Origin of the sequence: Paenibacillus sp. FSL P2-0322, assembly GCF_037975315.1 — a bacterium.
GTDB classification, from domain to species: domain Bacteria; phylum Bacillota; class Bacilli; order Paenibacillales; family Paenibacillaceae; genus Paenibacillus; species Paenibacillus polymyxa_B.
Genome location: NZ_CP150243.1, coordinates 4,658,198 through 4,672,805, shown reverse-complemented (window position 1 = coordinate 4,672,805; position 14,608 = coordinate 4,658,198). Strand labels below are relative to the sequence as shown.

Annotated in this window: 10 protein-coding genes; 8 read left to right on the top strand and 2 right to left on the bottom strand. The window is 46.1% G+C overall.

Features of this window, described 5'->3' with window-relative positions; genetic code table 11:
- The first annotated feature begins 24 nt into the window (after positions 1-24).
- Complete coding sequence (locus MKY24_RS20600) at positions 25-1,155, top strand: acyltransferase (protein WP_023989986.1); 1,131 nt, start codon at positions 25-27, stop codon at positions 1,153-1,155.
- 141 nt (positions 1,156-1,296) lie between these two features.
- Here the strand turns inward: MKY24_RS20600 and MKY24_RS20595 are convergent, their stop codons facing one another.
- Positions 1,297-2,775 carry a PTS transporter subunit EIIC gene (locus MKY24_RS20595; RefSeq protein ID WP_339200759.1) on the bottom strand — a complete coding sequence of 493 codons (1,479 nt, stop codon included), beginning with the start codon at positions 2,773-2,775 and terminating at the stop codon, positions 1,297-1,299.
- A gap of 316 nt (positions 2,776-3,091) precedes the next feature.
- Here MKY24_RS20595 and MKY24_RS20590 point away from each other — a divergent pair, with 316 nt between their 5' ends.
- Both MKY24_RS20590 and glpK read left to right on the top strand, forming a co-directional pair.
- Positions 3,092-3,916, top strand: a complete 825-nt coding sequence (locus MKY24_RS20590) for an MIP/aquaporin family protein (protein WP_028541560.1) — start codon at positions 3,092-3,094, stop codon at positions 3,914-3,916.
- Positions 3,917-3,948: 32 nt separating this feature from the next.
- Positions 3,949-5,442: a glycerol kinase GlpK gene (gene glpK, locus MKY24_RS20585; protein ID WP_028541561.1), complete on the top strand. Its 1,494-nt coding sequence runs from the start codon at positions 3,949-3,951 to the stop codon at positions 5,440-5,442.
- 85 nt (positions 5,443-5,527) lie between these two features.
- On the opposite strand, the gene MKY24_RS20580 is transcribed toward glpK, so the two are convergent.
- Positions 5,528-6,568 (bottom strand): LacI family DNA-binding transcriptional regulator, encoded by a 1,041-nt coding sequence (locus MKY24_RS20580; RefSeq protein ID WP_023989982.1) that lies wholly within the window; start codon positions 6,566-6,568, stop codon positions 5,528-5,530.
- 284 nt (positions 6,569-6,852) lie between these two features.
- On the opposite strand from MKY24_RS20580, the gene MKY24_RS20575 reads away from it, so the two are divergent.
- The 5 genes from MKY24_RS20575 (at position 6,853) to MKY24_RS20555 (ending at position 14,588) form a co-directional block, all read left to right on the top strand.
- Complete coding sequence (locus MKY24_RS20575) at positions 6,853-8,181, top strand: extracellular solute-binding protein (RefSeq protein ID WP_076295611.1); 1,329 nt, start codon at positions 6,853-6,855, stop codon at positions 8,179-8,181.
- A gap of 73 nt (positions 8,182-8,254) precedes the next feature.
- Positions 8,255-9,148 (top strand): sugar ABC transporter permease, encoded by an 894-nt coding sequence (locus tag MKY24_RS20570; protein WP_034095085.1) that lies wholly within the window; start codon positions 8,255-8,257, stop codon positions 9,146-9,148.
- Entirely contained in the window at positions 9,148-9,966 is an 819-nt protein-coding gene (locus MKY24_RS20565) for a carbohydrate ABC transporter permease (RefSeq protein ID WP_023989979.1), read from the top strand. The genes MKY24_RS20570 and MKY24_RS20565 overlap by 1 nt, the downstream gene beginning before the upstream one ends.
- A 23-nt stretch (positions 9,967-9,989) precedes the next feature.
- Positions 9,990-11,336, top strand: coding sequence for a GH1 family beta-glucosidase (locus MKY24_RS20560; RefSeq protein ID WP_076295613.1), 1,347 nt, complete (start codon positions 9,990-9,992; stop codon positions 11,334-11,336).
- 18 nt (positions 11,337-11,354) lie between these two features.
- On the top strand, positions 11,355-14,588 hold the full coding sequence (locus MKY24_RS20555) for a cellobiose phosphorylase (RefSeq protein ID WP_339200754.1): 3,234 nt from the start codon (positions 11,355-11,357) through the stop codon (positions 14,586-14,588).
- Positions 14,589-14,608 lie beyond the last annotated feature (20 nt).

The window sequence follows — 14,608 nt, the reverse complement described above, 5'->3', positions numbered from 1 at the left end:
GCTGTCAAAGGGGAAGTGCGTATTATGGAAAACACTGAAGAGCGGAATATTAATATTAATGAGAGCGACATCTTAAAGGTGTTTGCCGTCAGCGGAGCGATCTTGCAAAGCGTTCTGGGGATGTTTCTGAAGTATGCACACACTAACGATAACCTAGCCTTATTAGGCGTCATTTTCAATATAGTAAAGTATACTGCGCCAGTCTTTATTTTTGCCATTGTATATGGGATGGTGAAAAATAATCAGCATACGAAGGTATCCCATTTTTACAAGGAAAAATTCGGGGAGCTCGTGATCCCTTATTTACTGTGGGCAGCGGCTGGCTTAATTTTCTTCCCGGAAATTCAGGTTAATCAGCACGTTGCATCATTCCGGACGCTCATCGAGTCATTTGTGCTCGGTAATGCATCATCACAGTTTTGGTACACGGTGATGATGTTGCAATTTCAATTGCTGATGCCAGTCCTTATTTTCATCTGCTACAAATACTTGGCTAAGCCTAAGCGGGTCATTCCGCTGCTTATTGTGAGCTTCGTGATCTTCGGAGCGTGGCTATGGATGTACGATACCTTCGTATTCCAAGGAGCATATGCGATTAGTCTGCGTTACCTTGACCGCTTTTTCGTTAGTTATTTTATTTATGCTTTACTAGGTGGAATCGCTTGGGTATATAAGAAACAGTTCGACGGAGTGCTTCGCCGGATTCAGTTCATACTCATTCCGGTAATGCTTCTTATTCTCATTTGGACAAATCACGAATTTTTCGGTTTTGGTTTTGAGGATATGTCCTTCGGAAATCTGATTTATCTGAAGCCATCCATGACCTTGTACAGCTTGGTAGTGATTTTCCTGATTTACATGCTGGCAAGACATTTGATCAGCGTAAATTCCCGTTCACTTCCCTATTACAAATGGTTATCTACTTATGCGTACCGGGCCTTTACAGCGAACGTATTTATTTTGGTCATCGTGCTGCGCTTGGTCGGTGATTTGCTAAGTCAGCTTCCTTTATTTGTGGCACTGCTTTTGGTTTATCTGACGACTGTAGCATGCTCCTTCGGCATCGTCTATGCCTTTGCGCAGATAAAGGTAAAGGTATGTCGTGAATGGTTATTGTTGAAACAAAAAAGAGCGCAAAGCACCGATCTAAGATAAATGCCTAAAAGAAATAATGCAGATAACAACGCATATATGACATCATAATTTAGGCGTATCTAAGTTATTGGCGTATTGACGGCAACCCCAAAGGGTATCTCGATGATTGAAGAGATACCCTTTTTGTGAACCTGAACTTACTTACATCAATCGCTGTATTTCATCTTTCAGAATTTCGGACCGAGTCCCGAAAATAACCTGCAGGGTACCGTTACCAAGCCTGATGATTCCCGATGCTCCGAGCTGCTTGAGAGCTTGATCATTAACCGCTTTGTCGTCTTTGACGACAAGACGCAGCCGTGTGATGCAGGCATCAATGCTTTGAATATTGTCTGAACCGCCGAGATAGGTTAGTATTCTGCCTGCCTGACTGGACTGAGTGTCGGATGTGGCGCTTGCCTTTCCAATGGGTACAGATTCGTTAGCCTCAGACAGGAGACTGTCTTCTACATCATCTTCACGCCCAGGAGTTTTTAGGTTGAATTTGAGAATGATAAATCGGAACAGAAAGTAATAGATGAGGGCAAAGACAAGCCCAACCGGGATCATTCGTAATGGGTGGGTGGAGAGTTTCATATTGACCAGATAGTCAATGAGTCCTGCTGAAAAAGAAAAGCCGAGTTTGACATCCAATAGGTATACGACCAGGCCGCTCAGGCCTGTCAGCAGAGCATGAACGCCGTAAAGCAATGGTGCAATGAACATAAACGAAAATTCGAGGGGCTCGGTAATTCCGGTCAGGAACGATGCCAGCGCAGAACCGATGAAAATGGAAGCGACGGCTTTACGTTTTTCCGGTTTGGCCGTATGGATGAATGCGAGGGCTGCTGCTGGGAGAGCGAACATCATAATGGGGAAGAAGCCGGACATGAATATACCCGCCGATGTATCGCCTGCGAAAAAACGCGTCAGGTCACCATGAACGACCTCACCGGCAGCATTGGTGTAGTCACCAATTTGAAACCATGCGATCGAGTTCAACACATGATGCAAACCGAGCGGGATCAGCAGCCGATTGGCAATCATGAATACCATTGATCCGATTCCGCCAAAGCCGACAATCCAGTTGCCGAAGACTGCAATCCCATCTTGTATCGGACTCCAGATCATACCGAGCAGAATGGCCAGAATCATGGTCGTAAAGGCGGTGATCATGGGGACAAAACGTTTGCCCGAGAAGAAGCCAAGCCAATCTGGGAGCTGAATATTGTGATATTTTTTAAACAGAAAAGCAGACCATCCACCGATAAAAATACCACCCAATACGCCCATGTCCAGCTTGACGTCGTCTGGAATATATGCAAATATACCCGGCACTGCCGCCAAAATACGGGTCAGCACCATATAGGCAATGACTGCCGATAATGCGGCTACTGCGTCGCCTGCCAGACCAATGGCAACACCGATGGAGAAAATGAGCGCAAGGTTACCGAAGATGGCCCCCGCCCCCTCGTTCAGAAAAGGAGTGACATAATGATTCAGAAATCCGCCAACTCCGGGACCAAGTGGTATATCCGTTTCATAATTAATCAGTGCTAATCCTTGTAAAATCCCTGCGGCGGGTAGAGTGGCTACTGGAAGCATTAACGACTTGCCGATTTTTTGCAGAAATTTCAGCATAACATTCTTCCCTTCTTCATCGAGTTTGGGAGTGTCGTATTCATCCTGAAACCCTTACATTAAACCATTTTTTTACATCATAAATCGGAGAAACTAACATGGTCAACGATTATTTTAAGCTATGAAAAGACGTAAATCCGTAGTTGACATCGCTTACATGCTTATATAGTATCAAATTTAAGTTAATAATCGTGACGGAGACAAGAGAGCCACGCAGACACCCATGGTACAGCACAGGGTTGGTTTGTGATGGCTTTTCTTTTTTTGCGCGATGAAAGCGATCGAAATCGGATGATCTATTGAGGAGGTAGGTTGTATGTCGCCATACGCAGCCGAATTCATAGGGACAATGATTCTTATTGCCCTAGGTGGCGGAGTGTGCGCAGGGGTGTCTCTGAAAAAGTCATTTGCTCACGCTTCCGGCTGGATTGTGATTGGAATGGGATGGGGGCTCGCGGTTGCTATTGGGGTGTATGCAGTGGGTGAAATCAGCGGAGCGCATTTGAATCCGGCAGTGACACTGGCGTTGGCATTTCAGGGCATTTTTCCATGGCAGGACGTTCCCGGCTATATTGTGGCTCAGCTTCTCGGGGCCATGGCGGGTGCGATAATCGTCGTTTTGCATTATTGGCCTCACTGGAAAGAGACGGAGGACACAGCAACCAAACTCAGTGTATTTGCGACAGGACCGGCTATTGATCATCCGTTTGCCAACGTGCTTAGTGAAATGATAGGTACTTTCATCTTTGTTCTTGCTCTGCAGTCATTTGGTGCCAATTCATTTACAGGGGGCTTGAAACCGCTGATTGTGGGTTTTTTGGTTGTCAGTATCGGTTTATCCTTTGGAGGCACAACGGGCTATGCCATCAATCCAGCGAGAGATTTTGGGCCGCGTCTGATGCATTATTTACTACCGATTCCCGGTAAGGGAGCATCCAATTGGAAATATGCCTGGGTACCCATTGTAGGGCCGCTGTTGGGTGGATCTTTCGCAGGGCTATTTTATCAGGCTGTTTTTAAGGGGAGTGTAACTCCGGCTTTCTGGATTTTACTAGGGATCATCGTGATTGTACTTTTGATTACCTTCCGTATGAGTCGTACTTATAAAAATCATAAAACGGATCACAAACTTACAGCTTAAAAACGATGGATTTACACGAGGAGAGATGAACAATGGGAAAATATATTTTGTCACTAGATCAGGGAACGACAAGCTCAAGAGCGATTTTGTTCAATAGCGAAGGAGATGTAGTGTACTCGGCTCAGCGAGAATTTCCACAATATTTTCCTCATCCCGGCTGGGTGGAGCAGAATGCGAATGAAATCTGGAGCTCTATTCTCGGAGTCATTGCCTCCTGTCTTTCCGAATCCGGTGTAAAAGCAAATCAAGTGGCTGCCATTGGCATTACCAATCAGCGAGAATCGGTGGCTGTGTGGGACAAAAATACAGGAGTGCCCGTGTATAACGTACTCGTATGGCAATCACGCCAAACCTCGGACATCTGTGAAGAATTGAAGCGGCAAGGGCACGAGGAGCTGTTTCACAGCAAAACAGGCCTGTTGATCGACCCGTATTTTTCAGGCACTAAAGTAAAGTGGATACTGGACCATGTGGAGGGCGCTCGGGAAAAGGCAGAACGAGGTGACCTATTATTCGGTACGATTGACTCGTGGCTGATCTGGAAATTATCCGGCGGAACGGCACATGTAACAGACTACTCCAATGCAGCCAGGACGCTGATGTACAACATTTATGAACTAAAGTGGGACGAAGAGCTGCTGGACATTCTGGGTGTTCCGAAAATCATGCTACCTGAGGTGAGACCTTCTTCCGAGGTATATGCGCACACCGTGGATTATCATTTCTTTGGTCAGAATGTACCAATCGCCGGTGCAGCAGGTGACCAGCAGGCAGCCTTGTTTGGTCAGGCATGTTACGAAAAAGGGATGATCAAAAATACTTACGGCACAGGCTGCTTCATGCTGATGAATACGGGGGATCAACCAGTGGAATCCAAGCACGGCCTGATTACGACCATCGCTTGGGGACTGGAGGAAGGCAAAGTACAATATGCACTCGAGGGGAGTGTGTTTGTAGCGGGGTCGGCGATCCAGTGGCTGCGAGACGGGCTGCGTATGTTCCGTGAAGCGAAGGACAGTGAGCCTTATGCCGCCCGTGTTTCGTCTACAGAAGGAGTGTATCTTGTACCCGCTTTTGTCGGACTGGGCAGCCCCTACTGGGATAGCGAGGTGCGCGGAGCGATGTTCGGCCTGACACGCGGGACCACGAAGGAGCATTTTATCCGCGCCACATTGGAGTCACTTGCTTATCAGACCAAGGATGTGCTTACAGCCATGGAGATTGATTCAGGTATTGCAGTGAAGACGCTGCGGGTGGATGGAGGAGCTGTATTGAACAATTTTCTGATGCAATTCCAGAGCGATATTTTGGATGCAACAGTGGAGCGGCCAGTTATCCATGAGACGACGGCACTGGGGGCTGCATGTCTGGCAGGTTTGGCTATTGGATATTGGAAGAGCACGGATGAACTTCGCAAGCGGGTGAGGGTGGAAACCTCTTTTGCCCCGGATATGGATGAATCAACACGTGAAAGCTTGTATGAAGGCTGGAAAAAGGCTGTGAATGCGACGATGGCCTACAAGTAATAGATTAAGCGATGGGTCTCTGAATATTAAACTGCAAAAAGATGACTTCTGAATTTATCAGAAGTCATCTTTTTTAAGGCATATGCTAACTCTTGACCTTCGTATGGTTCCAATGTTGCCGGGCTCCGCAGGAGCTACGAATGACTAGTTCCGGCTCTACTTTAATACATTTCGTGTCCATTTGTTTATTCATCAGGTCAAACAGCACCATAGCGGCTAGACGGCCTATTTTTTGCTTGTCTTGTTTTACCGTCGTCAGTGGAGGTTCGGTATAACGACAGGCTTCTATATCATCACATCCCACTACAGCAATATCCTCGGGTACCCTCAAGCCGCTTTCCTTGAAAGCACGTATGGCACCAAAAGCAAGTAAGTCGGTAGCCGCAAAAATAGCTTTTGGTAAATTTCCTTGCTGTATCCACGCCTTCGCGATCTGGTATCCATCTTCTGCCGCGTAGTCCTTACCATACACGATCCATTCAGGTCTGACGTCAAGACTAAACCGTTTTAGTGAAGCGATAAAAGCCTCCTCTCTCTCTTTAATAACCAAGGAGGGGCGTTCAATGCCTATAAAACCCATTTCGCGGTATCCATTCATGTAAAAGTGCTCAACAACCTTCATTGAAATCTTCTGATTGTCGGACATGATATAGCAGGAACTAGCTCCGGTTAGCTCAATATCGACACCGATGCAGGGGATAGGGCTGGCGTCGAGATCAAAAACACTCTTCTCCACCTCATCTCCAGCAATAATAATGCACCCGTCCACTGAAAAATATTTCGAGCGAGCCAAATAGTCCTCTCCATTATCCAGAAATTTCTCATTTGAAAAAAACAGCAGATCGTAACCGAGCAAGCCAATCTGTTTTTTGAAGACATTTATGATATCTACAAAAAAAGGATGACTAAAATCAACATTCAGCTTGCCGGCAAATATAACGCCTACCAGATTAGATTTTTTGGTAGCAAGCGTTTTAGCCGAGGAGGAGGGTCTATAGCCTGTTTCCTCCATGATTTTAAGTACCCGCTGCCGGGTTTCCTCACTGATGTCCGTATAATTGTTAATGATTTTCGAAACCGTTGCCACTGAAACGCCTGCCATGCTAGCTATTGTTTTTATATTCATGGAATCCTCCGTAACTAAACTGATTTAGTTAAATTGACTTTGCTTTTCAAACTTAATGATTACTCGTATTCTATGCTACCTCATAGAAGTGAGTCAACAGTGCGAATAAAGGATGTTGCCTAATATTTTAAAGAGTAATAACGATAATTTGTGTTTTTTTCGATAATTTACAAATCTCTATTTACAAATACAGGCTATCCGATACATAATAGTAGCTGTAATTAACTAAACCGCTTTCGTAAAAGTAAATGCATTCATTCTAAGAGTACAGGGGGAATTTTGCAATGCTGAAAAAGTGTTTTTCTTTACTTATTGTAACCGCTTTAATAGTGGTATTGGCTGCTTGCGGCAAAGGTGGTGAAGCTGGACAGAACGGGAATAAAAAGGTCACGTTAAAGATTATTCATTGGCAGCAAGAAAATATTAATAACTATATAAAGGAATTTAATAAAAAGTTTGAAGAGAAGTATCCCGATGTTCAGGTGGAGTATACGACGGTTCCTGCTGATTCAACTTATGATCAACTGATGCAAACGCGTATGAATGCTGGTTCAACCGGTGATGCAGACATTATTCCTTTGAAATTCAGCTTCGTAGGCGCACCGCAGGAATGGTCTAAGGGAGCAGCTGATCCGATGTGGAAGCAGTGGATTGAGGGAGGACTCATTGCAGATCTGTCGGATCAAGCTTTTATCAAAAACTATAATCCTACAGATGTCAAAAATGCCATGACCTACAACGACAAAGTATACGGTGTAAACATGGGAAAGGTGGCCCTGACAGGTCTGTTTTACAACAAAGAGATTTTTGAAAAATATAATCTTACTGTGCCAACGACATGGGACGAACTGGTGAATGTGATGAAGGTGCTCAAGGATAATGGCGTAGAACCGCTTGGTTTTGGCGGTAAGGATGTATGGCCTATTAACCTTGCTGTCCAAGGGCTTCAAGCCTCTATCCATGATGATCAGCTGGAATATATCAAAGGGCTGTGGACAGGTAAGACGAAGCTGACAGACCCCGCCCAGCTCGAAGTTTTGGAAAAATCACAAGTTTTAATGAACAACGCCATTGGTGGATTTATGGGGATTGACTATGGAACCTTGCCAAGCTTGTTTGCTTCAGGGCGTGTAGCTATGATTGCGGATGGTACGTGGGATGCAACTACGATCCAGACAGCCAATCCAGAGCTGAAATTTGGTTATTTCCCGATTCCGGGCAGTAACGATCCAGCCAAAAATAAAAACCTTGCAGGCAAGTACGATATGACCTGGATGGTATTAGAAAAATCGCCAAACAAGGATTATGCGATCAAATGGCTTGAAATGCTCTCCGAGAAGCAGAACTATACCGATTTCGTGAACGCTGCTGGATTTTTGCCAACACAGTCTGATGTGAAGATAAGCAGCGACTTTGTTAATGAAATCCAGCCTTCACTGGAAAACTTCAAGCTCTCTTGGGATCAGCTGTTTATCAATCGTAAGAATGTTGGACAGTACATTAAGGAAGCCAGCGTACATGCAGAATTTTTGGCGCCTGCCGGTCCGTTAAAGACGCCTTTGGAGCTTGCCCAGAAATCTCAGGCAGACTGGGATGCGGCAGCCCCTAAATAAATCTATAGATTTTACAGGAAAACAAATGGGCAACTGCAAAGCTCCCATAATAATGTAAAAAGGTGTGAGACCCATGTATCCCTTCGGAAAGGGTGCGGCCCGGATAATGCCCTATCTTTTGCTGAGTATTCCGGTGCTGCTCTATTTGCTTCTTGGTTTTGGACCCTCTATGGTAACCGTGCTTTTTTCCTTTACAGATGCTACCGGGGTTCCGGGGCAGACGTGGCATTTTATCGGATTCGAGAATTACACGACCTTTTTCACCTCCTCCGATTCTGGAGATCGCATCGCTTCCATTGGCCGTTCCCTATACTTTGCCGTAGCGGTGGTTGTGATTCAAAATGCAGTGGGGCTGTTCATGGCCATCCTTATTAATAAGAAGCTCAAAGGGGATGTGTTATATCGCTCTGTATTTTTCCTACCCGTTGTGCTCGGGGTAACGGTATCCGGCCTGATCTGGCAGCTGCTTGCCAATCCGCTTGGGGGCCCTGCGCAAGCCTTGATGAACTTTTTTGGAACCAGCTCCAACTTCTTCGGGGATTACGATATTGCATTTGAGTTGATTATTTTTGTGCAAATTTGGATGTACATGGGTTACTCGATGACTATTTTCTTAGCCGGACTCCAATCTATCCCCAGTGACTTATATGAAGCAGGGTATATGGACGGTGCCTCTGGATGGAAAGCGTTCAAAAATATTACCTTTCCGATGATTGCACCGTCCTTTACCGTCAATATGCTGCTGTCCATTATCGGCGCATTGCAGACCTTTGACATTATTTATGTGCTGACAGGTGGTAAATTCAACACGACGACACTTGCGTTTGATGTATATGCCACAGCCTTTGGCTCTGGGACATCAGATTACGGCCTTGCTTCCGCAGTTGCTATGATCCAGTTCGTGTTCGTGTTTACGGTATCGATGATTGCCCTGTATTACTTACGTAGAAGAGAGGTGGAAATGTAATGAGCAGTACCAAAGGAGCCAAAATACTGAGCTACATCATCGTACTGCTCATGCTTTCGTTGTATGTATTCCCGCTTTTCTACCTTTTTAATGTATCGATGAAGTCTCAAAGTGAGTATCTGATGGACCCTGTAGCTCTAGCCAAAAGTCTGCGCTTGGAGAATTTTATGGATGCTTGGGAAAAAGGGAATTTCTCTCAATACATGTGGAACAGCATTTTGTATACAGGCGTATCTACGTTATTAACGCTGATTATATCCGTGTTTGCGGCTTTTCCGCTGGCGCGGGGATATGTTAAGTTCAGCACCTTCTTTTATGTGTTTTTTCTGATATCCATGTATCTCCCGAATCCTCTGATTCCGCAATTTGCTCTTATTAATAGTCTGGGACTTTACAATACACAGCTTGGTTTTATCTTACTGAAAACAACAGGTACCGGCATCGCCTTCCTGATGTTTGTAGGGTATATCAAGTCTGTCTCCCGAGAGCTGGATGAAGCGGCTGCAATGGACGGGTGCGGATATTCACGATATTTGTTTACGATTCTTGTCCCGCTGATGAAGCCAGTGTTGGCGACAGGCATTATTTTGACAGCTATTGGGGCGTGGAATGACATTATAGGTCCTACTATTTATTTGTCTGATCCTGCTTATCAGCCAGTGACCAAGGGATTGTTCTCCTTCTACGGACAATACATGAACAACTGGCCGCTGCTCGCTTGCGGCATTCTGATTGTTACACTACCGCTCGTGATTTTGTATATTTTCCTCCAGCGCTTTATTGTCGGCGGTGCAATGGCCGGAGCTGTGAAGTCTTGATTCCTGAAAGGATGATACCGAGTATGAGTGAGAATACCTATACATTCCCCACCACGTTTATGTGGGGAACTTCGACCTCTTCTTATCAAATTGAAGGTGGCGTGGATGAGGAAGGGAGAACGCCTTCTATTTGGGATACTTTCTGTCGAGCACCCGGGAAGGTGATAGGAGGGGACTGCGGAGATGTGGCTTGTGACCATTTTCACCGCTTTAAGGAAGACGTGCAATTAATGAAGCAACTTGGCTTTTTACATTACCGTTTTTCCGTGGCCTGGCCGCGCATTATTCCCGCACCCGGCGTGGTTAACGAGCAGGGGCTACTTTTCTATGAGCGTCTGCTGGATGAGATTGAGTCGGCCGGGCTAATTCCAATGCTGACGCTGTATCATTGGGATATACCGCAGTGGATTGAGGACGAGGGCGGTTGGACGAAGCGAGAGATTATCCAACATTATAAAACGTATGCCTCTGTAATCATGGATCGATTTGGACAGCGTATAAGCTGGTGGAATACGATAAATGAGCCCTACTGCGCCTCTATTTTGGGCTATGGCACAGGCGAGCATGCCCCCGGCCACGAGAACTGGAGGGAAGCCTTTACTGCCGCTCATCATATTCTGATGTGTCACGGGATAGCCATGAATTTACACAAGGAAAAGGGCCTGGCGGGCAACATCGGTATTACGCTGAACATGGAGCATGTCGATGCAGCCTCTGAACACCCTGAAGATGTAGCCGCTGCTGTCCGGCGGGATGGCTTTATTAATCGTTGGTTTGCCGAGCCATTGTTTAACGGGAAATACCCTGAGGATATGGTGGAATGGTACGGGGCGCACTTGAACGGATTGGATTTTGTACAGCCTGGTGATATGGAGCTGATTCAGCAGCCAGGGGATTTTTTGGGCATCAACTACTACGCCCGCAGCATCATTCGAGCGACTACAGACGCTTCGTTGCTTCAGGTCGAGCAGGTTTCCATAGAGGAACCGGTAACGGATATGGGATGGGAGATTCACCCCGAATCCTTTTATAAGCTGCTAACGCGGATTGAGAAGGATTTTACCAAGGGGTTACCCATCCTGATTACGGAAAACGGAGCAGCGATGAAGGACGAACTGGTGAATGGAAAGATTGAGGACATTGGGCGTCAGCATTACATTGAGGAACATTTAAAGGCATGCCATCGCTTTATTGGGGAGGGAGGTCAGCTTAAGGGCTATTTTGTCTGGTCATTCCTCGATAACTTTGAATGGGCCTGGGGATACAGCAAACGTTTCGGTATTATACACATCAATTACGACACACAGGAACGGACTCCCAAACAAAGTGCGCTGTGGTTCAAACAAGTGATGGCGAATAACGGGTTTTAAATAGAAAAGGGGGATACGATGCAGCAGTATTATTTTGACAATCAAGGACGTTTTGTGATTGAGAATTATGCGCAGGCCAAGCCCTTTTCCAGTTTTCTACCCGGTATTGCTGGGGTTCAGGGGATTCCTCTGTGGGCGTATTATGTTAATCGTGGGCAAGGAATCGCAAGCTTTGGTGTAGAGGATAAGAATGGAGCAATCATGGAGTTTTTTCCGGCCAACCGCAGCTATAGTCTTGTGCCGATACATGGCTTTCGAACGTTTTTAAAGGTGAAGATGCAGGGGGAGTGGAGCTATGTGGAGCCATTTTCGGCTGTGCATCCTGTGGAGCGTGAACAGCAAAAAATGCTGATATCCCGCCACATGCTCGAAATACACAGCTCTAATCCAGACACAGGGCTTGAGGTACGTGTGCAATATTTCACGCTTCCTCATGAAAGTTACGCTGCTTTGGTGCGCAAGGTGGAGATTGTCAATCATTCCGCTCAAGAGCTTGAACTGGAGGTGCTGGACGGCATGCCTGCCGTGCTGCCCTTCGGTATTGATAATGCGGCATACAAGGAGCTTGGACATACACTGAAAAGCTGGATGGATGTGTATAATCTCAACAATAGCATTCCTTACTATAAGGTACGTGGAAGTACAGCGGATACAAGTGAGATTCATCAAATTGAAGCGGGACATTTTATGTACAGCTTTGTGGAGGAGGAGGGCAAGACCAGACTATTGAGTCCAATTGTCGATCCGTCCGTAATCTTTGGTGAAAATACGGCACTGACCTTCCCGGATCGCTTTATCCATTCACGCGTCGAAGACTTGGTTTCACAGCAGCCTGTGACGACGAATAAAGTGCCTTGTGGGTTTAGCGGCTACACAGCACGACTAGCGGCAGGTACTGCCGTCAATCACTGTACGATCATCGGGCATGTGAATGATATTCACTCTATCAATGAACGGATTACGGAAATTGCAACCATGTCTTATATTGAGCGGAAGGCGGAGGAAGCCAAAACGTTGATCGAAGAGTTGACGGATGAAATGGCAACACGGACATCCATTCCGTTATTTGACGAATACTGCCGTCAGAACTATCTGGATAACCTGTTACGCGGTGGTTATCCATTGCTGCTAGACAACGGCACCGAGCAACCATTTGTATATCATGTATTTTCGCGCAAGCATGGGGATCTGGAACGGGACTATAATTTCTTTAAGCTCCAGGCGGGATATTATTCTCAAGGAAATGGTAATTTTCGCGATGCAAACCAGAACCGGAGAAATGATGTGTGGTTTAACCCCGGCGTAGGAGATTTCAATATCCGTTTGTTTATGAGCCTGATTCAGCCAGACGGCTATAATCCGCTTGTTGTAAAGGGGTGTAGCTTTCAAATACGAGAGCTGGAACCGTTGCTAGGACAGGTGGAGGTGGCAGATCATTCGTCTTTGCGTGCTTTTTTCCAATCGTCGTTCACCCCGGGTGAGCTGATTCAACATATCATTCATGACAACATCGCGCTAAAGCAAACGGTTGAGACGTTTGTAACCGAAGCTCTCAAGCATTCCGAACAATGCTATGAGGCTGATTTTGGTGAAGGTTTCTGGATCGACCATTGGACTTATAACATGGATCTCATCGAAAGTTATCTAAGTATCTATCCAGACAAACAAGAGGAACTCTTGCTCGCGACCCGAGAGTACATGTATTACGACAGTCCTGCATGGGTACAGCCACGTCGAAACAAATACGTGCAGATGAAGGACGGACGTATCCGTCAGTACGGGGCGGTCGTAGAGAGCAAGGAGAAAGAAGCTCAGCTGCACGCCCGGGATCGCGATGTTCATTGGGTTCGAACCGAACATGGAAGCGGAGAGATTTATAAGTCCAATTTATATGAAAAGCTGCTGTCATTGGCAGCCATCAAGCTGTCCACGCTGGACCCGGAGGGCTTGGGAATTGAGATGGAGGCGGGCAAGCCGGGATGGAATGATTCCATGAACGGACTTCCGGGGCTGTTTGCTTCTGGATTCAGTGAACTGTGTGAATTACAGCGACTCGTAAGATTTTTAATAAATGCACAGGTGAAGCTTTCGGGCGATTCTGTGCTACGGTTGCCGCGAGAAGTTGCTAAGTTAATCCAACAGCTGAGGCTCACAATGGAGGAATACTACCACGCTTCTGATGAGGCTGATTACAGGAATGAAAGCAAGGATTACAGCTTCTGGTCACGAATTTCGGATGCTAGAGAAGCGTATCGAGAAACAGTTCGTTTTGGATTTGAAGGGGTAGAAACACCACTAGCGTTTGATGATGTGCTGGTGTTTTTGCGCCAGGCTGAACGTAAGCTCCAACAGGGGATGGATAAGGCTCTGCTTATCGGTGAGGGGATATACCCAACCTTCTTTTATTATGAAGCCAGAGAATTCGAGGTACAGGAGGATGACTGCGAAGACAAGCTCGTAAACATACATTCCTTCGAACGTAAGGATACACCATATTTTCTGGAGGGACCGACCCGGGCTATGAAAGTGGTTGGTGACATTGTAAATGGGCAGAAGCTGTATCGGCAAATCAGGCAGAGTGGACTTTACGACGGGAAGCTGGGCATGTATAAGGTGAATGAAAGTCTGGCGGGGCAGCCATTCGAACTCGGTCGTTCCAGAGCTTTTACACCGGGTTGGCTGGAAAATGAATCTATATTTATGCATATGGAATATAAATATTTACTTGAATGCTTAAGGGCGGGTCTATACACTGAATTTTTTTCAGACATTAAAAAAGCGTTACCGCCTTTTATGGACCCAGAGGTCTACGGAAGAAGCACGCTGGAGAACAGCTCCTTTATTGCTAGTATTGCTAATCCTGATGCAAGTTTGCATGGAACGGGATATATTGCGAGGCTGAGCGGATCTACGGCAGAATTTATTCATATGTGGATATGGATGATGACCGGCGGGCAACCGTTTGGCTATGATCATAGGGGCCTATCCTTGAGACTGGAGCCCAAGCTGCCAGGCTGGCTGTTCACAGCTACAGGTGAGCTATCTTTCTGTTTTCTCGGAAGCTGCCAGGTGACTTATTTAAATAAGGATCGCAAGGATACTTATGCACCGGAATGCATAGTGACCCAGTATGTACTGCATTACGCCAGTGGCGAAAAGAAGACGATAAGCCAGGCTGTATTAGATCAAAAAGAGGCGCAAGATGTGAGAGAGCGGTTGATTTCCCGTATCGAGGTATATTTGGGGAAATAGCTCCATTAATTAAAGCCGTC